Below are 22,323 nucleotides of genomic sequence, written 5' to 3'. Positions count from 1 at the left end.
TAACAGGGGCAACCGCTCAAATTTGCAGCAGTACTATGACCACTGGCGGAAGCTTGCTACGGAGGCAGGCGGCCGCCCTGTGCTGGTCAGCACGCAGGAGATCGACGTCTCTGCTGGCAGCAAGCAATATATGTTCACAGTCGTCCGCGACATTATCGATAAATCGTACCATTCCATTGGCACCATTGTGGTGGATGCCAACATCGGCGTGATCGAGAACATTGTCACCGATCTTGAGGAAACAACGCACGGCACGACCTTCATTCTGGATGACAATCGAACTGTGATTTATGACAGCGAGAAGAAGTATTTGTCCCGCAGCATGACCGACAATGCGGAGCTGGCCCAGGTCACCGGTAACGAATGTAGCTTTCGTCTTGAGGTCAATGGTGAGCAGCAGCTGGTCGTCTACCGGAAATCCGAACAGACCGGCTGGTTGATTATGATTACAGTGCCGGAGCAGCAGCTGATGCAGGATGCGCTAAAGACCCGCAAGATTACGATAACGGCAGCCGTTGGCGTTACCAGCTTTGCACTTATCATCTCTTTGATTCTGATCTACGCGCTGACAAGACCGCTGCGATCCATCGTCCATCTGATGAAGCAGGTGCAGACCGGCAAGCTCGATGTGGTATTCCCTGTGAAGAGGCGTGACGAAGCGTCGCTGATCGGCATCTCGTTCAACCGGATGATGGCACGCATCAAACAACTCATCGACGATATCTACGCAGCCGAGAAGCGAAAAAAGGAGGCGGAGCTGGAGCGCCTTCAACACCAGATCAATCCGCATTTTATCTACAATACGCTGGAAACGATCCGGATGACAGCCGTCCTTCATAACGACCAGGAGGTGGGGGATATGGTTCAGCTGCTGGGACAGCAGCTACGCTACAGCATTCATGCCGGCAGTGAGGTTGTTGAGATCAAGCACGAATGGGAGCATGTCAAAGCCTATATCGAGCTGCTTAATTACCGCTACGGTGAGCGGTTTGTGCTGACATTGCCGAATGATCCGGCAGCAGATTCCATCCGGGTGATGAAGCTGTTATTTCAGCCGATCATTGAGAATGCCGTCAATCACGGTTTTGATGAGAACAAACCAATACTGCATTTGACCATCATCTATGCCAAGGAAGGTGCGGACCACATTTTTATCGTTACGGATGATGGTGTGGGAATGTCGGCAGAAGAGCTGGCGAGGCTTCGCCGCATGCTGGATCAGGTGCAGTTTCAGGGAGCGGACAGCGGTGGGATCGGACTGCGGAATGTGCATGAACGGCTTCGGCTTCGTTCAGAAGGGATGGGTAGAGAAAGATTTGTATACAAATAACTGGGAGATTTCAAAGGGCGAAATGGCAACCGGCAAGGCAGCGATGTACTTCCTCGGCAACTGGGTCATTCCGCAAGTGATCGGAGCGGGAGCAGCGTCAGAGGATATCGGCTTCTTCCCACTCCCGTATGACAATAGCGGCAAGTACAACGCACCGCTCGGCTCGGATTACTTCATCGCCGTCAGCAAGGACAGCAAGAACAAAGAGCTTGCTACTGCCTGGGTTGATTTCTTCGTGAAGGAATCCGGCTACGTGGAAGATTCCGGCTTCATGCCGATTATCAAATCGGCGGAGTCTTCCATCTCGCAGCTCGCCGAATTCCAATCGTTTAATCCGACATTGATCGAGAGCGAAGCGACCGATCCGAAGTTTAACGAAATCGCCAACAAGGCACAGATCGGCATCGGAACCGGCGATTATGTTCAGGAATATATCGTAGCTGACGATCTGCAGGCTGCATTCGATAAGCTGAATGCGAAGTGGAAGGAAGCCAAAACGGCACTTGGCTACTAAAACGAGAATCAACGGTTAATTTCAAGATGTAGTTCCAAGCGGCCTTACTCTGGATGATCCAGGGTGAGGCCGCTTTGCGTACGCTGTCCAGTTGCAGAACAGCTTTACCACAGCCTGTATACTAGCAGGCATTGTTGTCGATCCTTCATGGGCTTAATCCTATTAATTTCCGGGGAAACGCAGTATTTTGAGGGTTATTCTGGAAAGTTACTCAAGAGTCTTTTATAGTAACAGTAAGACTTGGAGGTGACTCACATGGGAGAAGGGACTGTCATTCTAAGAACTAAATTGCAGCCGCCTGCACTACGGGATTCATGGATCAGCCGTTCTGTATGGGATGAGAGGGAGAATCGTGGCAACGGGTATCGGATCATCACGGTTGTAGCCCCTGCCGGCAGCGGAAAGACCACCGTCTTGGTCCAGCATATGCTCCATGAAGGGAAGCATGGGCCGGCATCTTGGTTAACTTTAGATGAGCAGGATAACGATTTGCGGAGATTTTGGCGCTATATGATCCATTCACTCTTGCCCTACTTACCTTCCGGGAGCGAAAATCGGCTGCTGTCCTTGCTGGTTCCTTATTCAGATCAAGCGATTTATTCTTTTTTGGATTCATTCATTACGGAGATGCATGGCATCTCTCTGTCTATAAACGTGGTATTGGACGATTATCATTGGATTACTCATCAGGAGATTCATGATAGCCTGAATTATTGGATCGAACATATGTCAGATTCAGTTAAAGTGTTTATCGCTTCGCGTACGGAGCTACCTCTCAAAGGGTTAGGGAAATGGCTATTAAGCGGAAGATTGCAGCGGATAGGGGCGCAGGAGCTGGCATTCAACGAGGAGGAAGCGAATTCTCTGTGTCAGCATACACTGGGGCGCTCCCTATCCCCCGAGAAGCTGAATACATTGGTGCAACGTACAGAAGGGTGGGCAGCCGGACTGCAATTAGCACTCATTGCGCTGCGGCAGAATGAAGCCGCTGGCATGCCGGATTCCGATGCTTTTAGCCAAAGTAACAGGCATATGAGTGATTACTTAAGTCATGAAGTCATGCGCGGGCTGGACAAGCATTTACGACAGTTTTTGCTGGAAACCTCGGTTATGAGGCGATTTCACGCGGACATTTGCGCTGCCGTCACAGAGCTGCCTGAATGTGATGACATGCTGGAGGTGCTGAAAGCCAGAGGGCTATTCCTGATTCCCTTAGATCACCAGGAGCTGTGGCATCGTTACCATCATATGTTTGGCGATTTCCTGAGCAGCTTATTAAAGCAGCAGAACCCTGAGCGATGGATTGACCTTAACCGGAGAGCAAGCCAGGTATACGCGCGCGAAGGATGGCATGAGGAAGCGATCGATTACGCCTTGTTGGCGGAGGATTACGAGATGGCAGCCGCTCTGGTGGATCAGCATATGATGGAGCTGATCAAGAAGGGAGAATTCGACCTTCTGCAACTGTGGCTTAACAGGTTTCCCGAGGGGACCCGTTTGCCGGACAGATTGCTGTTTGTGAAGATCTTTGTATATTCTCTCCGAGGGAAGCATGACCAAGCACGGGATTTGCTTGAACAATTGGAAGCAGGCATGTATGGACGGCCGATAGTCGAGCGGCAGCTAGAGTGGCTGAGCAGGCTTTTTTTTGTAAAAGCCAATCTTGCTTTTAATTCCAGACAATTTGATGAATGGTTCCAGTTTGCACAAACCATTGAACATCGGCTGCCGGAGGACCCCATATTCTTTAATTTCAATTACAATAACCGGGAGCCCTTTGTCCGCAATACGCCGTTCGGGCTTCAAGGGGTCCTTACGGATACCACGGCACAGGTTGGTACACGAATCGTCTCGATTCTGGAAAGCCATGGCTGGGAGGATTCCTTGATGTGTCAATATGTCATGCAAGCCATGGCAGAAGGCTATTATGAGAAGAATGAGATGGATGCATGTGTACTCTGGTTGGATCGACTTTTGGAAGGAAGGCGCTACAAGGACGTGCCAGGCCTATTTATTCCGATCCGGCTGACAATGGCACGGCTTAAACGAAAGGAAGGAAACCGCCATTCGGCACGGGCTATAGTCCTGGATACATTGAATGCCATGCAGGCAAGAGAAGATATATTATGGTGCAGTGCCTTGCGGGCTTTTTTGGTGGAGCTCGATCTTAGAGACGGAGAGTTGTCCAAGGCAGAGGCAGGTTTTCAGGAGCTAAACCTTACGTCGCAGCGGATAAGCCTTGAGCATTCCTTGGAAATCATGACATGGGCGCGACTGCTCATTCATCAGCAAAGAACCGATCAAGCGCAGGCTATGCTGGCGGCCCTCCGGATTCAAGCCGAAGAAGCTGGAAGCATTAATATTACCGCATCTGTCATCGTCCTGCAGGCCCACGCGGAATACACCCGCGGAAACGTAAATTCAGCCGCGTTGTTTCTTCAAGAGGTGCTCTCGCTTGTCATGCCGTATCGATATAAACGCACATTTATGGATGAAGGGAATTGGCTTTATCAATTGCTGCAGGAGCTGAATACGACCGGTAATACTGTGAAGACAGCTCCATTGAAGGATTATATTACTGAACTGATGGACGAGATAAGACAAGAGAAGCTGGCAGACCTAGATCTTCTGGACCCTTTCGGTACATATGGGCTAACTCCCCAAGAAACGCAAGTGCTGATACTGCTTCACCGGGGGGATACCAACCAGTCCATCGCCGATGAACTAGGACTCACGGTGGGGACCGTAAAGGTATACTTGAACCGGATATACAGTAAGCTAGGTGTCAGCTCAAGAGTACAGGCGGTGCTGAAGACCTTCCCGGGATCTGAAATAGAACGTTCGAGATAGAGGAGCATCTATTGTCCATCGTACGCACTTCTACTTGTGCTTAAAATGCGCGTCTGGGCATGATTGTATGGCTGTCGACCGTATGCATTACTTCATTATGTTGATGAACCATAGCCGTGGCGCAGGGGATGCGCTGCGGTTTTTTCCCGTTTGTCCCCCCCTTTGTTAACTTTGGATAATAGGCAATAGTCCCGGGGTTTTGTATACTTTTGTCGCATTCATATGAAATCCATAGAAAGGAGTCGACGCATTGCAACGTAAAATATGGCACATATGTCTCATTGTACTCTTGCTGGCGAGCCAGATGGGGACCACAGGGCATGCGGATACGGGAAAGGCCGTTTCACCCGGAGAGACTAACATCGTTTCGATATCCTCAAAAGGGTACCATACGTTAGCCTTGCTGGATAATGGAACGGTTTTGTCCTGGGGATCGAATGTGGTGGGACAGCTGGGGAATGGGAAACAAGGCATGAATATGAGCACCAGCTTTGCGCAGCCTGTTTATGAAAATGTGAACGGTGAGCTTAAAGTTCTTACGAACATTATAGCGGTCGAGGCATCGCAGCAATACTCGCTTGCCTTATCCGCTGACGGGATCGTATACGGCTGGGGTTTAAATGCAAGTAATGAATTGGGACGGCCGTACGAGGGAACCTATTATTATCCAACGGCAATCCCGATTACAGGCCTGCCTCCGATTGAACAGATTTCTGCCGGAGTTACGCATGCTGCCGCTTTGGCGAAAGACGGAACCGTGTGGGCTTGGGGAGATAATCAGTCGGGTGCGGTGGGTAACGGAACCAGTGGTTCGATGGAGTATGTCGAAAGACCGATTCAGGTGAAGAAGAACGCTTCCGAATTCCTGACAGGAATTAAACAAATTCATGCAGGAAATAGGTTTACGATGGCAGTAACGAAGAACGGAGAGCTGCTGGGCTGGGGGGATAACGGAGCTTATCAGCTGGGGGACCTCACGTTAGTTAGTCGTTCGTATCCCGTCCATGCGCTGGATAAGAACAAGAATCCTCTGAATGGAATCAAGAAGGTAGCTACGGGTAACGATTATACCCTGGCTTTAAAAGAGGATGGAACCTTATTGAGCTGGGGAGTCAACGGTTACGGGCAGTTAGGTTCAGACACGCTCCAGGGCACTTATTCAACTTATGCCAAGCCCGTATTGGACAAAGCATCTGGAGATGCTTTCAGCCATGTTGTTGATATATCGGCAGGGATTGCACACGTAGCAGCGATCCGCGAAGACGGCAGCGTGTGGACATGGGGCGGCAATACTATCTGGGGGTCAACGGACATTACAGGACAGCTTGGCCGCGGAGACGAGCAGTGGGAGGAGCGGCCGGAGCGAGTCATCGGGCTGCCGGGTAAGACTAAAGTGCTCCAAGCTGAGACTGCCGGTCATCATACGGTAATCAAGCTGGATAACGGCACGCTCTGGAGCATGGGGAGCAATAGAGAAAGACAGCTTGGAGGCGGTTATATGATGGACAGTGCCATAGAGCCTATCCAACTGTCACTGAGCCATTACGACAAAGCTTACTGGCTTATGCAAGACATCGGACCGGTTATGGGGCAGCCATACCGGTTGACTCTTCAGTTGGCAGGCCATGAAGGACAGCCAGTCAGCTTCGGTACGGACATCGTGGATATGCAAGCTGTAGGGGCGACAATAATAGGGCCTGTAAGTTACGTAGGGGAAGGACGTTATGCGGCTGATATGTTGGCAGATTCTCCTGGACCTGTTCAGGTAACGGCACGGATTAATGGACTGGAGGCTCCGGCAGCGCAAATTGTCGTACTCTCCAGAGAGCCTCACCCTGCCCATTCGGATCTGACAGCAACGCCTTCCATGTCCGTCGTTGGAAGTGCCGATCCGGTCGTATTGAGGTTGCAGTTAAGGGATGCTGACGGAAATGAGCTGATCCGAAGCGGCGGTAAGGCAGTATTCACCAGCTCGCTTGGAACGGTCAGTGAACCGGTAGAAATCTCTTATGGCGTGTATGAAGCGGAGCTTCGATCCGACATAGCGGGTGTAGCTGATATTGGTGTGACTCTGGATGGCAAGCCTTTTGACGTGTCGGCTAAAGTATCGTTTAGAGCCGGATCTCCAAACAGAGCTTACTCCACATTAACAGCGGACCCGGCAATCGTGGTGGCGGACGGGAAGCATTCCATAGAGATCAAGCTTTACATCAAGGATGCCCATGGCAACGATCTGGATGAATATCTTGGCCCCATTGAGTTAACTTCTTCTTTGGGGCAGATGACGACGGTGACGGAGTCGACCTATGGCGTCTATGAAAGTACATTGGTATCTAATCAGCCGGGGATCGCCACGATCAGTGCGTCGTCACTTGAAGGTCTGCTGCTCGCGGATCCCATTACGGTTGAATTCGAGCTATTCATCAAAGACATCTCCTTCAACAAGCAGCAATACGAACTGGAGAGAGGCAGCTCGCTGCAAGCCAGTCTAATCGCAGCGGATGAACACGGCAATACAAGAAACATTACATCGAATAGCCAGTTGACGATAGAGGATGAGACGATTGCAACAATCAGTCCGGAGGGACTGATTAGGGGGAAAGGGAAAGGACAGACCGTTCTAAACGCCGTTTATGGTACGCATTCCACTAGTGCCGTAATCAAGGTTACGGATACGGATATAGATCCGGGTCCTGATCCGAATCCTGAACCAAATCCCAACCCAAACCCAAATCCACAGCCGAATCCGGGTACTGTCACCGAACCGGAGTCAAATTCCGGCTCTGGATCCAATCCCAATCCGACTCCTGGAACCGATAAGAAACCCGACTCCGAGCCAGGAAAAGGGGACAAACCGGCGGTACCTCCAGCAACCGAAGATCAAGAGCCGGTGCCTGGGGGAAGAGATGACGGAGAAAGAAAAGAGACTTTAGAATTCTCTGACGTGAAGGGACATTGGGCTGAGGATGCTATCATGAAAGCAGTTAAAGCAGCTAAGATTAGCGGGTACCCCGATAGATCCTTCCGGCCCAATGCCTATATTACGCGCGCCGAGTTTGTTGTTCTGCTGAATCGTTGGTTTGGGCCATTCGCTTCTTCCGGGGCTGGCAGATCGGACATAGGCGAGTTTTGGCCTGATTGGTCTAAAGATGCCATCTCGGATGCGATGCAAGCAGGCATCTTGAAGGGCTATAAGGATGGCACCATTCGTCCGAATCAATCGGTTACCAGAGGAGAGCTTGCCGTGATGCTGCAGCGTGCCATGAAGCTTGCAGAAGCCCCGCCCCCTGTGGAAGGAAACAGCAGCCTGTCTGCTTACAACGACCATGCCCTGGTGCCAGCCTGGGCAAGGGAAGCCATGACGGAGCTGGCTGCTCGTGGATTAATCCAAGGTGACAGCCAGTCTAATCTGAGGCCAGGGAAGCCGGCCACTCGGGCCGAAACAGTTGTCCTGCTCACTCGCCTGGAAGCGTTATTAGAGCAAGGGAAATAAACAGATTTCATTGAGTATAGGTAAGCAGCCGCCTCTCTATAACGTATAGGGAGGCGGTTATTTCATTATCGCCAGCACGGAGGCATCTAGCCGGTGCAGGTTACTAAAGTTCAGATTCCAACTATGGAAACTTTACCAAAAATGCCACAAGTCTATTATAGGTTCTAACAAATTTGTTACATCCTACTTGCGTAATTTAGATAATATAGAATAATATGAAAGAGCGCGGCTTTCATAGAGGAGCCCGCGTTTTTTTGCTATCTATCCTGCTAGGAGTCCTTCTTATCGGAAGCCCCCCTAGGGAAGGTCGTTCTATTAGTGGAAGATGGCAAGTATTGAAGGCTTATATAGACAAAGGTGCGCATTTTTATATTTTCCATGTATAATAGAAGAAATCATTCAAATAGGAGCTAGGAAATGAAAAAGCTAGGAAGAAACGATCTATGTCACTGCGGAAGCGGAAAAAAGTACAAAAGATGTTGTCTGGAAAAAGATGAACGCACGGTATACGGTAAGGTCATCCAGTTCCCTGGTGTGAGAGCAGCAGAACCTAAGCTACAAGTCGATCAACTTCGGCAAATGATTAACGACAAGCTGGTGTGGATGGAATGGAACGCCGATGAGCATCGTGAGCTTGCAGAGGCTGTGTTTCCGCAGATCTGCAAGGATTATGAGCTGCAGGATGAGCAGCAGCTGTTTCAAGTGTTCAGCCTCCTGATGGTTTGGAACAGCTTCTCCAGAGAAGCCGATCCGAAGTACCGCAAGCAGGGCGGGTATGCTAGTGCGCTAGAATATATAGTAACTTCATCGCTTAACATTTCAGCAACGAAGTCCGATATTGCGAAGAAGCACGAGGTTTCCGTAGCTACACTGACCCGCAATAGCGGTCAGATTCAAGACTTCATGGATGGCGTAGCAGCATCCAGTGACGACGCTAACGTCGAGGATGAGGAATCCGAGGACGAAGAGAACAAGGATATGTCCCTAGGCCGATAGGGAATCGCCCAGAATAAATAATCTACGATATGAATGCTCATGGTGTGCATTCGACCCATAGCATGACCGCTCCCATTCAAGGGGAGCGGTTATTTTTCGTTTGATCATAAATGGCCCGCCCCTGGTTTTATCCAATCTATGATGAAGCTTGGTGAGAACCCACGATCAGCATGTCCAAGTGTGTCGTATAGCAGATTTCCGGTGAATAGCTCTGTCATACGAGGACTATCGACTCAGCGTGTAATCGAGTTTTGTGTAGAAATTGTAGAGTTCGCTCCTGTAATCTAGTTCTATAGACTTATACAGCTGGAGTGATAGGATGACAGAAGAGTATTTTGACGAAATGCGCAAGTTCGGCCATGAGGATGATATGAGGTACCGGATGTTGATGAGAGGGGTAAAGAACCTGCTGGAACAGCGGAAACGTGAAAAGTCTAAGCTTCTTAAAGCAATCCAGCATCGCCATAGAAAAAAAGACCTCCGTGCAGATAAATGGTCATAATATACCATTAGCATAGCAGTTGTGTGCAACTGAAGCAGTAGCCAATATCGATAGGGTAACAAGGACCGCCCTCAACTATGGGGGCGTTTTTTTGCGTGTTTCATGCCTCTGTCGACTCGTAACGACGGCTAGCAAATTCGATAGTGACGTACGTGTTGAAGCCGTTTCGCCTTTTCGATGTCCCTGCTGTTCTGCTGTTCGATATCTTGGTTTACGAAAACTAGGGCTGTTTTAGATGATAGCCCATCTGCAAGATAGCCTACATAAAAAAGGCCGACCCCCACCGCTTGAATGCGAAAAGGAGTCGGCTTTATTGCATATATGTTATACCGTTGCCAGATCAGGGGCGGGTGTGGAAATTGTTGTTTGTTTCGGGTCCGCTGCATCCGGCTTGTCGGTTGAAGGCCGCCGCATGCCCTTTCCGCGTGGAACGCACATCGGTGTTCCGTACAGCGGGTCGGGAATAATTTCACACGGCAGCTGGAACACAGTCTGCATCAACTCGGAATTAATGATATCTTCCGGCTTTCCTTCAGCCTTGATGCTTCCGTCGCGAATGGCCACGATATGATCGGCATAACGACAGGCCAGATTGATATCATGCAGCACCATTACGATGGTTCGCTGTTCCTGAACGTTTAAATCATACAGCAGGTCCAGTACTTCGATCTGATGCGTCAAATCCAAATAAGTGGTCGGTTCATCAAGCAGTATAAGCGGCGTCTCCTGCGCCAGCGTCATCGCGATCCAGGCACGTTGGCGCTGGCCGCCGGAGAGAGAGTCAACCGTACGATCGGCCAGCTCGGTCAGTCTTGTCGACTTAAGAGCTGCCGTGACGGCCTCTTCGTCTTCACGTGACCACTGACGCAGCCAGCTCTGGTAAGGATAGCGTCCTTGCTTCACGAGCTGCATCACCGTTAATCCTTCCGGCGCAGTAGGTCCTTGAGGCAAAATGGCGAGCTTTCGCGCCACGTCCTTGGTGGACATGCTTGCAATGTCGGCCCCGTTCAGCACGACTGAGCCGCGCTGCGGCTTCAGCAGCCTGGCCATGGAGCGCAGCAAAGTGGATTTACCGCAGCCGTTGCTGCCGATAAACACGGTGATTTTTCCTATAGGCACGGTTAAGTTCAGATTTTCGAAGATGAAGTCTCCCCCATAGGACAGCCCCAATCCCTTTGCTTCCAGCGTATTCATGACGCTTAGCTCCTTTCGGGTTCTAGAATCGATTACGGTTACGATACAGCAAGTAGAGGAAGAATGGCGCGCCGATTGCCGCGGTGAATACACCTGCGGGCACGTCGCGCGGCAGAAATGCCGTCCGTGCTACCAAATCCGCGACAAGCAGCAGAATTGCGCCGATCAATGCGCTGACCGGAAGCACGCTCCCGAAGCTTGGACCTACCAGTCTGCGGGCCATATGCGGTGCCATCAGACCGATGAACGCAATGGCGCCGCCGATCGAGATTGCAGCTCCTGCCAGGGCCACACTAAGTCCGATCAGAATCAGTCGCTGTTTCTGAACCTGGGCACCCGTGCCGCTGGCAACGTCGTCTCCCAACGCTTGGATGTTCACGTTTCGGGCTTGCAGCCATGTAAGAGGAAGAAGAATGGCTACCCAAGGCAGCAGGGTCAAAACGTCCTTATCCCAGGACATGCCATAGATGCTGCCCGCCATGAAGGTGAGCGAACGGTCGGCCAGCTGCAGTGGTCCGGAGATGATCAGCATATAGGAGATCGATTTGATTGCGGCCGATACCCCGATACCGATCAAGACGAGTCGCAGCGGCGATACGCCATTCTTCCAGGCGAGCACGTACAGCAGTCCGGTAATGAAAAAAGCGCCAAGAATGGCGAACAGTGGCATCCAATGGATGGATACGGTGCCTGTGAATATGAAGATGAAGAGAACCGCTCCAAGCGATGCTCCCTCTGTAATACCGATGACATCAGGGGAAGCAAGGGGGTTGCGGATGACGCCCTGCAGAATCGCGCCTGCGACTGCAAGAGAAGCGCCGATTAGGACAGCGATGATAATGCGGGGCAGCCTTAGCTGCATGACGATGACCTGCTCCATAGGTGGAGCATCGCCGAACAATGCCTTCATGACGTGAAGCGGCGAAATAAACTGGCTTCCCGTTCCTGTGCTAATCACCATAACGGCGAAACAAAGCAAGGTCAGGATTAGACATACCCATAGTGTTCTGCGCTCCAGCATAAACGATACTTTTGCGTTCCTGGAGCGGAATATGCGGTGTTTGCTCATTGTGCTCGTCTTCCTTTCCTGGCTATGTACACGAAGAACGGCACGCCGATGATTGCGGTCATCACGCCGACCGGAACTTCCTTCGGCATGGCAATATATCGGGAACCGAGATCGGCCGTCACCAGCAGAAGTGCGCCCAACACCGCGCTGTAAGGCAGAATCCAGCGATAATCATTTCCAACTAAATACCGAACGATATGCGGGATGATGATTCCAACGAATGCGATGGGTCCTGCAATGGCAACGGAACCTCCAGCCAGCAAAATAACGGCCGCGGCTGCTAACAGTTTAATGAGGGCTGTTTTTTGCCCCAGGCTCTGGGCGATGTCGTCACCCATGGAGAGCGTGTTCAGATGACGGCCCAGCAGGAGTGCAGCCAGCATGCCAACGGCCATGTACGGCCATACGGCTGTAAGTTGGTTCAAGTCACGTCCGGCTACCGAGCCGACCAGCCATACCAGCACCTGATCGAACATTTTGCCATCGGAGAGCATGAATCCCTGTGTCAGGGAATGGAAGAAGGCTGCCATGGAGGCCCCTGCAAGGGTGATTTTTATAGGCGTCATGCCATCTCTGCCGATGCTGCCCAGGAAAAATACAATACCTCCGCTCACCGCGGCTCCGATTAGCGCGACCCAGGTAAGGGATTGGAATCCGCTTATGCCGAGCCACCCCGCCGATATAATGATGAAGAAGGCTGCACCCGAGTTCACGCCCAGTGTACTGGGAGAAGCAATCGGATTGCGCGTAATGACCTGCATGAGCGCTCCTGCGACAGCCAGGCTAGCTCCTGCGGCCAGCGCAATAAGCGCACGGGGCATTCTTGCCGTGAGAATGATCAGATGCTCATTACTTCCGTTAAAATGAGTGAACGATTCCCATACCTGATGAAGAGGTATGTTCGTTACTCCAAGTGTGATGCTGCCAATGACGGCAGCGGTTAGCGCCAGTAGAGATATCAATAGTCCGAGTACGCGCATATATGCTCACTTTCCAAGTCCATGAATAATTAATTTCATATGAATTTTAGGTGAAGGGACCTCATCTGTCAATGAACTTGATAATCATTCTCATAAATATCTTGATATTTTGCAGCATACCCTTTATAGTTTTGAATCAGTGATTGATAATGATTTTCAAATAGAGGGATACAACACAAGGGGGATTTAGACAGAAATGGGAAAAGGAATGGCGAATAAATCAGCGAGAGGCCTCAAGTTTAGCTTGCTGGCACTCATCATGATCGTGATTCTTGCCGGGTGTGGAGCAAGCCCAGCGAAAGAGGGCGCAAACAACGCGAGCGGCGACACGACGAATACCGCAGGGAGTAACAACGGCAGCGCAGCTGACGAAACGTATGAAGTTACACATGCCATGGGCACGGAAACGATCAAGGGAACGCCTAAAAAAGTAGTAGTCCTCACGAACGAAGGAACTGAAGCGCTCCTTGCTTTGGGCGTAAAGCCTGTAGGTGCCGTTAGATCTTGGACAGGCGATCCGTGGTATCCGCATATTAAGGATCAGATGGAAGGCGTTACCGTTGTCGGGGAGGAAAGCCAGCCGAACATCGAGCTGATTGCTGGTCTGCAGCCTGACCTGATTATCGGCAACAAGATGCGTCAGGAGAAGGTATATGAGCAATTGAAGGCGATCGCGCCGACCGTATTTGCCGAGGACCTTCGCGGCGAGTGGCAGCACAATTTTGAACTGTATGCCAAAGCATTGAACAAAACAGCTGAAGGTGAAGAGCTTCTGGCTGCTTACGACAAGCGGATCCAGGAGTTTAAAGAGAAGGCCGGAAGCAAGCTGGACGAGACTGTCTCTGTGGTCCGTTTCATGGCAGGAAAGACGCGAGTGTATCATACCAATACGTTCTCAGGCGTCATTTTTGATCAAATCGGTATCGCCCGTAACGACATGACGAAGAATGCCAAGGATGATTTCGTGGATGAGATTACGAAGGAACGTCTGCCTGAGGCGGACGCCGACAGACTGTTCTACTTCACATATGAAACCGGGGATGGCGGCGCCAACCAAACCGAGCAGGAGTGGATCAACGATCCGCTATGGAAAAACCTGAATGTCGTCAAGAACGGTCAAGCCCACAAAGTGGATGACGCGATCTGGAATACAGCAGGCGGCATCTTGGCAGCGAATTTGATGATCGACCAGCTGCAAGAGTATTATGGCATTAAGTAATTTATAGAAGATGGATGCGCAGGCAGACGACGATCTATCATAACCTGGATGATGCCAGGTAAACAGAATATAGGAGGCTCCGCAAGATCTAAGATCTTGAGGGGTCTCCTTTTTTGTGTTAGTTACGGGGGCGCGCCCACCTCTCCTATTCTTTGGTTCCATCGTTAATGTTTGACACCTGCTGCAAACCTAGGTACAGTAATAGACAAAAGAATAGGAAGTCCACTAGGGGAGCCGTTGGCGGCTGAGACAAGAGCGTATCTTGGACCCTTTGAACCTGATCTAGTTCGTACTAGCGTAGGAAAGTGGAGCCTTCGGATATACAGTTTCGGTATGCTTTGCTTTGTTAAGCACGTGCCGGGCTTGTTGTCGAAGCCGCTCCAGTTTTCGGGGGCGGCTTTTTTGCGTCGTTTGGAAAAGTCGCGACTTACGGACTTCCTGCTCTTCAATATGTTGGAGGTGGGATAAACCATGAGTTTCACGCAAGAGCTCCGTCAGCAGGCGGACGGTATTTTTGAGGCAATCTTCAATCATCCCTTTGTAAGAGGCATCGCCGAGGGGAAGCTTGGGCGGGAACAGCTGATTCACTATGTGAAGCAGGATTTTGAGTATTTGAATGCTTATATGCGTATATACGGCATCGCGATTTCCAAATCGACCAGCCGTGAAGAGATCGCGGTTTTTAACGAACAGATTTCATTTATTCTGAACAGCGAGGTGCATCCGCATCAGAATTTTTGCGCAGCCGCTGGTGTGACATATGAGGAACTCCAAGGGTATCCACTTGCTCCGTCCGCGCATCATTATATCCATCATATGCTGACAGTGGCGCATGAGGGCAGTCTGGGTGAGATTATGGCCGTGCTGCTGCCGTGTCCATGGACGTACTTGGAGATTGGTCGCAAGCTGCTGGAAGAGTTAAAACCCGATGAATCTCACCCGTTCTATGATTGGATTTATTTCTACGGTAACCGTGCTGACGATGCGGCCGCTGCGTTCTGCGAGCAAGTCGATGAGTGGGCGGAGCATACAACCGCTGCGGAGCGGGAACGGATGAGGGGGCATTTTATGCTGAGCTGCCAGCTGGAGTATATGTTTTGGGACATGGCTTATAAGCAGGAGGAATGGCCGGTGCCGCTCCAGACTGTAGTAGGATAAGATCCGCTATGACTAATACAATAAATTCCAATATAGATAAGAGAGGCTGATTCGTATGCATTCATGGGAAAAAGAAGTTTCGGCGCTTTTAACAAAGGTACAGCAGACGAGCCCCCTCGTTCACAATATGACGAACGTGGTGGTTACGAATTTTACGGCTAACGGCTTGTACGCGCTGGGCGCGTCGCCGGTTATGGCATACGCGCCTGAGGAAGTGGCCGACATGGCGGCCATTGCGGGCGCCCTTGTATTGAACATCGGCACGCTGAATCGCGAACTGGTGGACGCGATGATTATCGCAGGGCAGTCGGCGAATGCCCATGGCGTCCCGGTACTACTGGACCCGGTTGGTGCGGGGGCGACCCATTTTCGGACCGAGTCGGCGCTGCGTATTCTATGCGAGGTGAAGGTATCACTCGTGCGGGGGAATGCGGCCGAAGTTGCTCATCTTGTCGGGGAGAGCCGTGAGATCAAAGGCGTAGATGCCGGGAACAGTGCAGGCAGCCATGACGCCGAGTTGGCTGTGCGGGCCGCACGGAGTTTAGGCACAATCGTGGCCATAACCGGTGAAGAGGACGTAATTACAGATGGAACCAACGGGCGCATCATTAGCGGCGGAGATGTTCTGCTCACGAAGGTCACCGGCGCAGGGTGCCTGCTCACTTCGGTGCTGGGTGCCTTTGCCGCAGCCGAAGCGAACCTGCTGCTTGCAGGTACGGCAGGGCTGGCCTTTTACGGGGCGGCGGCTGCCAAGGCTGCGGAGAGAACTGCGAACCTTGGACCGGGAAGCTTCCAGATCGCTTTCCTGGATGAGCTCGCGAAGCTTCAGCCCGGCTCGCTGAAGGGATATGCCGCAATCCGTGAAGCAGAGACAACGGCTGCAGGCGGCACAAGATGAACAAGACACATGTGCCTCGGGCGCTTACGATAGCCGGGTCCGACAGCGGTGGCGGTGCCGGCATTCAAGCTGACCTGAAGACGTTCCAGGAGCTCGGCGCATACGGCATGTCGGCGATTACAGCCATCACCGTGCAGAATACACTGGGAGTCCATGGCGTATATCCGCTCCCCTCCGAAGCAGCCGCAGAGCAGATTCAAGCGGTGGGCTCAGATCTTGGAGTAGATGCATTGAAGACAGGCATGTTGTTTAATGCGGAGATCATTCGTCTGGTTGCTGATCAGATTCGGGCATTTGGCTGGGAGAAGGTCGTAGTCGATCCCGTAATGATTGCCAAGGGCGGAGCGGCACTGCTGCGAAATGAAGCGGTGCAGGCTTTAATAGAAGATTTGCTGCCGCTGGCGTTGATCATCACACCTAACATTCCTGAGGCTGAAGTACTGGCGGGGATGCGTATCCGCACGATGGAAGACCGGAAGGATGCGGCAAGACGTATTCATAATCTGGGTCCCCGGATCGTTGTGGTCAAAGGCGGACATGACGACGGATTGGCTACAGGCAGTCCCTCTGTCATTGACCTGATATATGATGGTACTACCTTTACGGAAATACGCGGCACAAGGATCCATACCGTACATACGCACGGTACAGGGTGTACCTTCTCTGCTGCCATTACCGCAGGCTTGGCCAAAGGTTTGGACGCTATGCAAGCGATCCGAACCGGGCGCTCCTTTATCCAAGCTGCCATTGAGGATGGTTTGAACCTCGGGCAGGGACATGGCCCAACGAATCATTGGGCGTATCGCTGCCGTCAGGAGGTGCGGCTATGACGGGGAGAGTGGCACCCGCAGTGATGAGGCAGCATCTGCGAATGTACCTCGTGCTCGGCAGCGTTGATTGTCCCGTTGATCCAATCCATGTCGTGCAGGAAGCACTGGCTGGCGGAGCAACCATGGTTCAGTTCCGCGAGAAAGGACATCGAGCCCTTGTTGGCGAGCCGATGATTCAACTGGCTCGCCGAATTCAGCATCAATGCCGCCAAGCGGGCGTGCCCTTCATCGTTAATGACGATGTAGAGCTAGCCCTGAAGCTGAACGCCGACGGCGTGCACATCGGGCAGGATGACGAATGCGCAGCTGACGTCCGGAAGCGGATTGGCAGCCGCATCCTCGGTGTCTCTGCGCATACGGTAGAAGAGGCCGAGCGTGCCATTCGCCACGGTGCCGATTATCTTGGTATCGGGCCGATCTATCCGACCAGGTCGAAGGATGATGCCAGGGCTGTGCAAGGTCCCGAAATTCTCCGCACATTGCGCGAGTCGGGAATCGATCTGCCAATGGTCGGGATTGGTGGGATTACCGCAGAGCGCGTGGAGGAAGTTCTCTGCGCGGGAGCGGATGGCATCGCCGTGATCTCGGCCGTGACGAGGGCGGAGTCAGCACGGCAGGCAGTGAAGACCATTGTAGGGGAGGCTGAGCGCTTTTTCTTGAGAAATCACGCTAACCATTAATAGTACTTACAATATAAAGAGTGTCGAATGAATACCGTTCGACACTCTTTATAATTTTAGGGATTAGTGTATGCGCTCTGCCTCTCCTTCTACATACCATTGTTTTGTACCATTTGATTTCGTTGTTTTCATGTTAATGACAATATAAGAACCATCATGCTTCTGCCAAAACTGTTTAGCTTCCGTTAATTCGGGGTTTATTAGAATCGCAGGCATGTAATCTCCTACTTCCAGGTTTGACTTTCTTTCTTCGCCATAGAACGCATCCATAAAAGAGGACTTCTCTTTTGATTTGAATTTTGAAAATAATTTGTCTTCAAACTCAACAGAGTTTACCATTTTCCATTCTCTTAGGTTCTGTTGTGTTGTGAATGTCCCGGATGTAATGGATTGATTTAAGATGGTTTCTCTCCCTAAATTCCATGAAGAAACAAGCTTGTTCTCGACGTTTTTAATATGCTGTTGTTCTTTAAGATTATCGGTTTTATAAGAGAAGATGTTTGTGAATGAGTCACTCGCGTAGACACTAGTTCCTGATACAGCAAGCGCTGCACCAAGAGCTATAATCGTAGTTTTCTTATTCATTTTCATTAGATACTTCCTCCTGTAGTCACGACCTGGTCATGAACGCACATAAGATAAAAAGGCCGGATAGTTATTGTCATATTTTGCCCAATGCAATGGTATCCAGAATATGATAAAGTTTGATCGTTCCGTTTCCAGTGGATATACGTCCTCCTGGAGTGGACATTGGAATGGAAAATAACATCTGTAGGTGATAGCAACATGAAGATGAACAAGCTTGGTTTACTGCCGAAAATTCTTATTGCCATCCTGCTCGGCATCGCGGTCGGCTCCATCTCGCCGGAATGGCTGGTAGCCGGTTTGGCTACGTTTAGCGGGTTGTTTGGAAACTTTCTCGGGTTTGCCATACCCTTAATTATTATCGGCTTCATTGCCCCCGGGATCGGGGAGCTGGGGAGAGGGGCCGGCCGCTTGCTGGGCGTGACCACGGGTCTTGCCTATCTCTCTACCATTATCGCGGGGCTTTTGGCATATATGGCAGCAACGTTATTGTATCCGCATATTCTTCAGACTGGCGGTCTGGTCAATTCCTTCGCCAATCCGGAGGAGTCACTGCTGGAGCCTTTCTTTAAAGTAGATATGCCGCCCGTATTTGGCGTGATGACCGCTCTCCTGCTTGCTTTTACGCTGGGGCTGGGAGCGGCTGTTATCAAGGGACAAGCCTTGCAGAAGGTCATGGTGGATTTTCGGGAGATTATCGAGAAGCTGATATCCGCGGTCATTATTCCGCTGCTGCCGTACCATATCCTTTGCGTCTTTGCCAATTTGGCCTATGGTGGGCAGGTGACCATGATCCTGTCAGTATTCGCCAAAGTATTCGTGATGATTATTGTCCTGCATGTACTTTACCTGACCATTCAATATTTGATTGCGGGTCAGATTGCACACAAGAATCCGCTGGCTATGCTGAAGAATATGCTGCCGGCTTATTTTACGGCAGTCGGAACGCAGTCTTCGGCGGCAGCCATCCCGGTTACGCTGCGTCAAACCAAGCTGAACGGGGTCAGCGGAAAGGTCGCCGATTTTGTCATCCCGCTATGCGCTACCATCCATCTATCGGGAAGCACTATTACGCTGGTAAGCTGCTCGATGGCCGTGATGCTGCTGTCGGGGATACCGATCACGCTCGGAATGATGTTCCCCTTCATCCTGATGCTAGGCATCACGATGATTGCCGCTCCGGGGGTACCTGGTGGCGCCGTCATGGCAGCATTAGGTCTGCTGGAGTCTATGCTCGGCTTCGATACGACGCTGACTTCGCTCATGATCGCCCTCTATATTGCCCAGGACAGCTTTGGGACGGCCTGCAATGTGACCGGCGATGGCGCCATCGCCGTAATCACAGATCGGATAAGCAAAACCGAATCTGCGTAACGGATGTAATACATGTACGATGAAGACAGTCAGCCCTAGCACGTATTAGTGTGAGGGGCTGGCTTTTTGGTTGATTCAATATCAATAGTGTATCCCATTGATCCCAGAATTTGCTAGTCTGTGAAAAGGATTCTTGTCTTCCATATCGAATATGAAAGTCTAATGAGATCCGAGAGGAAGACGGAGGAAGCAATGAAACCGGAAAAAGACGGGCCTTACTTGTTGCGTAATACCAAACTGCACGGCCAATATCTTGTGAAGAGAATTTTCGCTCAAAGCGAACTGTCGCTTGTGTATCTAGGGCGTGACCTGGCAGGAAACCTTGTCGTAATTAAGGAGTTCTACCCGAGAACGTTGTCGCTGCGTGATCTTGACGGCAAGCAGGTTCTATGCAGGATGCGCAACCAGCAGGCGAAATATGACGAGCTGAAGGCAGCCTTTATTCGCGAAGCAGAGACGATGCAGCGGCTTTCGCATCCCCATATTGTTCGGCATGAGCGTCATTTTGAAGAGAATGGAACAGTGTATATCGTGATGGAGTATCTGCGTGGAAGAACGATGGAGAGAATGCTGAAGGACGGGAAGCTGCCCCGAGAAGTGCTGCTGAATAGCGTAATGCTCCCGTTAATCGCGGCTGTACAGTTTATACACGGACAAGGCTGCATCCATCGTGATATCAAGCCGGCGAATGTGATGATCCTAAAGAATGGCGGAATCCGGTTAATTGATCTGGGATCTGCGTCATGGAGTCGCAGCCATGATGCATCACGAACGATCATGACATCTGCCTGCTATTCCCCGCTTGAACTGTATTCAGAGACATCCCGTCAGGGTCCGCACAGCGATGTTTACAGCCTATGTGCGACGATCTATGCGGCTTTGGGCGGTCAGCCGCCGCCCGACATCGGCGAACGTCTGATTGAGGATCGTATCCTCCCGATAAGGCAGCTCGAGCCAAGGCTTAGCCCGTTTCTGTCCCGAGTTATCATGATGGGATTATCGCTCCGAGAACGCAGACCATCACTTTCCCTGCTAAAGGCAGCGCTTATGGTTGAACGCTATCGTTGGAATCGCAAAAGTGGCCGTTCGGCCGCTCAGTACGAAAGCTCATATCATGAATAAATATCCACTTATGCAAGCAAGCCGGCCATCTAGGCCGGCTTGCTTGTTGTTGTTTCTTCAGGAATATCCATAGGGACAGCCGGAGGATCAATCCTTCTCGGACTGGTCCGATGCGCCTTATAAGTTAGAACCAGCTCGGTTCGTCCATCCTCAAATGTAATGTAGATCTGTTCGCCATCATGGAGCACAATCTTCCGATCCCTTGGCATGATTCTGCCGTTCTTCATGATTACACAGCGACTGCTGCTGCTGACGATTAGCCGGTTGCCGCGGCCGGATCGAAACCGGATGCGTGCAGCCTCCGGAAGCGGTTCGTGAACATCCAATTGGTGGAACAGATGCTGCAGAGTCAGCGTCTCATGTGGGCTAACATGGCTTAGCATCCAATTCTTCATCGGAGGATTGCTCCCGCTTGCCGTACGCAGGAACAAGCCTTCCATTCTGCCGGATATCGCTCTACGAGGGCGTGTCAAGATAAAAGCGATCGTTCCTGCAAGCACTACGGCTACTGCGCCGATCCATAGGGGAAGCGCTGAAGAGAATGCCGAAGTGGCATGGGAAGCAGCCAAAATTTGACGGACAGCGGTAGCGGCTTCTCCCGGGCGAGTCGCTTCGGCATACATACCCCCGGTATCTGCTGCAAGCCGCTGCAGTCTTTCACGTTCCGTTGTTCCTGCCGGATGGATCGCGATTGCATCGATGGGGATCGCCTGGTTCATCGCCTGATTCAGAAGCTCATTCAGCTTGGTCTGTCCGGCTCCACCAGCATCGCCGCCGCGGTAGTCCAGTCCCCCATCGGAGAGAAGCAGCAGCCGAATCTGTGCTGGATCCTCTTGTCGAAGTTCCAACACGCGATTCATGCCTCGATCTAGTCCCAGAGGCATGTCGGAGAAGCCGGTATAACGTATATCCTGCAACGATTGAATCATGGCTTCATGATTAGTACTGCTGTTGGCAAGAAGCGCCTGTTCGCCTGAGATACTCTCGTTGTAGGCGATATATCCCATGCGTGAAGATGGCGCGGTGAGTTCATGATAGATACCCAGGATTTCACGGAGTGTAATATCCGCCTTGCTCACCCGCATGGAATAACTGGTATCGATGATCATAAGGGTTGTCGTTTCCGGGAGCCCGTCGTTTTCCGAATTTGCCAGATTTGAAGACTTCGCAAATGCTGTCGGCATCGAAGCAAGCAGCAGAACTATGGATAAGGAAGCGAATCGGCTTATACCAGAGAGGATCCGTTTCCTTCGATTCTTAAACATCACCAAGCACCGACCCTTTCTCTAATACTATTATTTTCTCGAAAAACAGTTATGGATTATTTTTCCTAACAATATACACCTATTCACCAAAATACTGATAAATAAGGAATTAAGCAAGCGGTATTTTTCGACATAATTTTTATTTTTAGGTCCGATAATTTTGATAAATAGGTATATTATTCCTATTTGGAAATGTAAAAATATGAATTTTTTTCACTTATTATGCATCGATATCGTTATTGCTGTAGAAAAATAAGGAAATAA

At 50.9% G+C, this 22,323-nt stretch carries 18 protein-coding genes and 1 riboswitch; of the genes, 13 read left to right on the top strand and 5 right to left on the bottom strand.

What is annotated here, in order from left to right; all coding sequences use genetic code 11:
- The first annotated feature begins 22 nt into the window (after positions 1-22).
- From ABEQ74_RS29405 to ABEQ74_RS29380, 6 genes are all read left to right on the top strand, one after another.
- Entirely contained in the window at positions 23-1,330 is a 1,308-nt protein-coding gene (locus tag ABEQ74_RS29405) for a sensor histidine kinase (protein ID WP_430125815.1), read from the top strand.
- Positions 1,248-1,844 carry an extracellular solute-binding protein gene (locus ABEQ74_RS29400; RefSeq protein WP_430125813.1) on the top strand — a complete coding sequence of 199 codons (597 nt, stop codon included), beginning with the start codon at positions 1,248-1,250 and terminating at the stop codon, positions 1,842-1,844. The genes ABEQ74_RS29405 and ABEQ74_RS29400 overlap by 83 nt, the downstream gene beginning before the upstream one ends.
- Before the next feature lie 255 nt (positions 1,845-2,099).
- On the top strand, positions 2,100-4,694 hold the full coding sequence (locus ABEQ74_RS29395; protein WP_430125811.1) for a LuxR C-terminal-related transcriptional regulator: 2,595 nt from the start codon (positions 2,100-2,102) through the stop codon (positions 4,692-4,694).
- A 250-nt stretch (positions 4,695-4,944) separates the two neighbouring features.
- Complete coding sequence (locus ABEQ74_RS29390) at positions 4,945-8,187, top strand: S-layer homology domain-containing protein (RefSeq protein WP_430125809.1); 3,243 nt, start codon at positions 4,945-4,947, stop codon at positions 8,185-8,187.
- Between the two features lie 417 nt (positions 8,188-8,604).
- A complete protein-coding gene (locus ABEQ74_RS29385) occupies positions 8,605-9,183 on the top strand; it encodes a YecA family protein (RefSeq protein WP_430125807.1) in 579 nt (192 codons plus the stop codon).
- A gap of 319 nt (positions 9,184-9,502) precedes the next feature.
- Positions 9,503-9,685: a hypothetical protein gene (locus tag ABEQ74_RS29380; RefSeq protein WP_430125805.1), complete on the top strand. Its 183-nt coding sequence runs from the start codon at positions 9,503-9,505 to the stop codon at positions 9,683-9,685.
- A gap of 324 nt (positions 9,686-10,009) precedes the next feature.
- Here ABEQ74_RS29380 and ABEQ74_RS29375 read toward each other — a convergent pair whose 3' ends face one another.
- Genes ABEQ74_RS29375 through ABEQ74_RS29365 form a run of 3 tightly spaced genes read right to left on the bottom strand, consistent with a single transcriptional unit; the run spans position 10,010 to position 12,928 of the window.
- Complete coding sequence (locus ABEQ74_RS29375; RefSeq protein WP_430125803.1) at positions 10,010-10,879, bottom strand: ABC transporter ATP-binding protein; 870 nt, start codon at positions 10,877-10,879, stop codon at positions 10,010-10,012.
- A gap of 22 nt (positions 10,880-10,901) precedes the next feature.
- A complete protein-coding gene (locus ABEQ74_RS29370) occupies positions 10,902-11,948 on the bottom strand; it encodes a FecCD family ABC transporter permease (RefSeq protein WP_430125801.1) in 1,047 nt (348 codons plus the stop codon).
- Entirely contained in the window at positions 11,945-12,928 is a 984-nt protein-coding gene (locus ABEQ74_RS29365; RefSeq protein WP_430125799.1) for a FecCD family ABC transporter permease, read from the bottom strand. Before ABEQ74_RS29365 ends, ABEQ74_RS29370 begins: the two co-directional genes overlap by 4 nt.
- A gap of 196 nt (positions 12,929-13,124) precedes the next feature.
- Here ABEQ74_RS29365 and ABEQ74_RS29360 point away from each other — a divergent pair, with 196 nt between their 5' ends.
- The 5 genes from ABEQ74_RS29360 to thiE all read left to right on the top strand — a co-directional run bounded on the left by ABEQ74_RS29360 (position 13,125) and on the right by thiE (position 17,713).
- A complete protein-coding gene (locus tag ABEQ74_RS29360; RefSeq protein WP_430125797.1) occupies positions 13,125-14,147 on the top strand; it encodes an ABC transporter substrate-binding protein in 1,023 nt (340 codons plus the stop codon).
- A gap of 217 nt (positions 14,148-14,364) precedes the next feature.
- A riboswitch (TPP riboswitch) is annotated at positions 14,365-14,468 on the top strand.
- Between the two features lie 150 nt (positions 14,469-14,618).
- Positions 14,619-15,305 carry a thiaminase II gene (gene tenA, locus ABEQ74_RS29355; protein ID WP_430125795.1) on the top strand — a complete coding sequence of 229 codons (687 nt, stop codon included), beginning with the start codon at positions 14,619-14,621 and terminating at the stop codon, positions 15,303-15,305.
- A 55-nt stretch (positions 15,306-15,360) separates the two neighbouring features.
- Positions 15,361-16,203: a hydroxyethylthiazole kinase gene (gene thiM / locus ABEQ74_RS29350; RefSeq protein ID WP_430125793.1), complete on the top strand. Its 843-nt coding sequence runs from the start codon at positions 15,361-15,363 to the stop codon at positions 16,201-16,203.
- Positions 16,200-17,033: a bifunctional hydroxymethylpyrimidine kinase/phosphomethylpyrimidine kinase gene (thiD, locus tag ABEQ74_RS29345; protein WP_430125791.1), complete on the top strand. Its 834-nt coding sequence runs from the start codon at positions 16,200-16,202 to the stop codon at positions 17,031-17,033. The genes thiM and thiD overlap by 4 nt, the downstream gene beginning before the upstream one ends.
- Positions 17,030-17,713 carry a thiamine phosphate synthase gene (gene thiE, locus ABEQ74_RS29340; protein ID WP_430125789.1) on the top strand — a complete coding sequence of 228 codons (684 nt, stop codon included), beginning with the start codon at positions 17,030-17,032 and terminating at the stop codon, positions 17,711-17,713. The genes thiD and thiE overlap by 4 nt, the downstream gene beginning before the upstream one ends.
- A gap of 63 nt (positions 17,714-17,776) precedes the next feature.
- Here the strand turns inward: thiE and ABEQ74_RS29335 are convergent, their stop codons facing one another.
- Positions 17,777-18,304 carry a hypothetical protein gene (locus ABEQ74_RS29335; protein ID WP_430125787.1) on the bottom strand — a complete coding sequence of 176 codons (528 nt, stop codon included), beginning with the start codon at positions 18,302-18,304 and terminating at the stop codon, positions 17,777-17,779.
- A gap of 201 nt (positions 18,305-18,505) precedes the next feature.
- Here ABEQ74_RS29335 and ABEQ74_RS29330 point away from each other — a divergent pair, with 201 nt between their 5' ends.
- Together ABEQ74_RS29330 and ABEQ74_RS29325 are read left to right on the top strand one after the other, a co-directional pair.
- Positions 18,506-19,672: a dicarboxylate/amino acid:cation symporter gene (locus tag ABEQ74_RS29330; RefSeq protein ID WP_430125901.1), complete on the top strand. Its 1,167-nt coding sequence runs from the start codon at positions 18,506-18,508 to the stop codon at positions 19,670-19,672.
- 192 nt (positions 19,673-19,864) lie between these two features.
- On the top strand, positions 19,865-20,794 hold the full coding sequence (locus ABEQ74_RS29325; protein WP_430125785.1) for a serine/threonine protein kinase: 930 nt from the start codon (positions 19,865-19,867) through the stop codon (positions 20,792-20,794).
- 29 nt (positions 20,795-20,823) lie between these two features.
- Here the strand turns inward: ABEQ74_RS29325 and ABEQ74_RS29320 are convergent, their stop codons facing one another.
- Complete coding sequence (locus ABEQ74_RS29320; RefSeq protein ID WP_430125783.1) at positions 20,824-22,059, bottom strand: VWA domain-containing protein; 1,236 nt, start codon at positions 22,057-22,059, stop codon at positions 20,824-20,826.
- Positions 22,060-22,323 lie beyond the last annotated feature (264 nt).

It is taken from the genome of Paenibacillus solani (genome assembly GCF_050475945.1).
Classification (GTDB): domain Bacteria; phylum Bacillota; class Bacilli; order Paenibacillales; family Paenibacillaceae; genus Paenibacillus_AQ; species Paenibacillus_AQ solani_A.
This window is presented reverse-complemented; position numbering and strand designations above follow the sequence as displayed.

Coding starts and splice junctions, on each gene's coding strand:
- ABEQ74_RS29395 (WP_430125811.1), top strand. CDS start 2,100: ATGGGAGAAGGGACTGTCATTCTAAGAACTAAATTGCAGCCGCCTGCA.
- ABEQ74_RS29385 (WP_430125807.1), top strand. CDS start 8,605: ATGAAAAAGCTAGGAAGAAACGATCTATGTCACTGCGGAAGCGGAAAA.
- ABEQ74_RS29380 (WP_430125805.1), top strand. CDS start 9,503: ATGACAGAAGAGTATTTTGACGAAATGCGCAAGTTCGGCCATGAGGAT.
- ABEQ74_RS29375 (WP_430125803.1), bottom strand. CDS start 10,879: ATGAATACGCTGGAAGCAAAGGGATTGGGGCTGTCCTATGGGGGAGAC.
- ABEQ74_RS29370 (WP_430125801.1), bottom strand. CDS start 11,948: ATGAGCAAACACCGCATATTCCGCTCCAGGAACGCAAAAGTATCGTTT.
- ABEQ74_RS29365 (WP_430125799.1), bottom strand. CDS start 12,928: ATGCGCGTACTCGGACTATTGATATCTCTACTGGCGCTAACCGCTGCC.
- ABEQ74_RS29360 (WP_430125797.1), top strand. CDS start 13,125: ATGGGAAAAGGAATGGCGAATAAATCAGCGAGAGGCCTCAAGTTTAGC.
- tenA (WP_430125795.1), top strand. CDS start 14,619: ATGAGTTTCACGCAAGAGCTCCGTCAGCAGGCGGACGGTATTTTTGAG.
- thiM (WP_430125793.1), top strand. CDS start 15,361: ATGCATTCATGGGAAAAAGAAGTTTCGGCGCTTTTAACAAAGGTACAG.
- thiD (WP_430125791.1), top strand. CDS start 16,200: ATGAACAAGACACATGTGCCTCGGGCGCTTACGATAGCCGGGTCCGAC.
- thiE (WP_430125789.1), top strand. CDS start 17,030: ATGACGGGGAGAGTGGCACCCGCAGTGATGAGGCAGCATCTGCGAATG.
- ABEQ74_RS29335 (WP_430125787.1), bottom strand. CDS start 18,304: ATGAAAATGAATAAGAAAACTACGATTATAGCTCTTGGTGCAGCGCTT.
- ABEQ74_RS29330 (WP_430125901.1), top strand. CDS start 18,506: ATGAACAAGCTTGGTTTACTGCCGAAAATTCTTATTGCCATCCTGCTC.
- ABEQ74_RS29325 (WP_430125785.1), top strand. CDS start 19,865: ATGAAACCGGAAAAAGACGGGCCTTACTTGTTGCGTAATACCAAACTG.
- ABEQ74_RS29320 (WP_430125783.1), bottom strand. CDS start 22,059: ATGTTTAAGAATCGAAGGAAACGGATCCTCTCTGGTATAAGCCGATTC.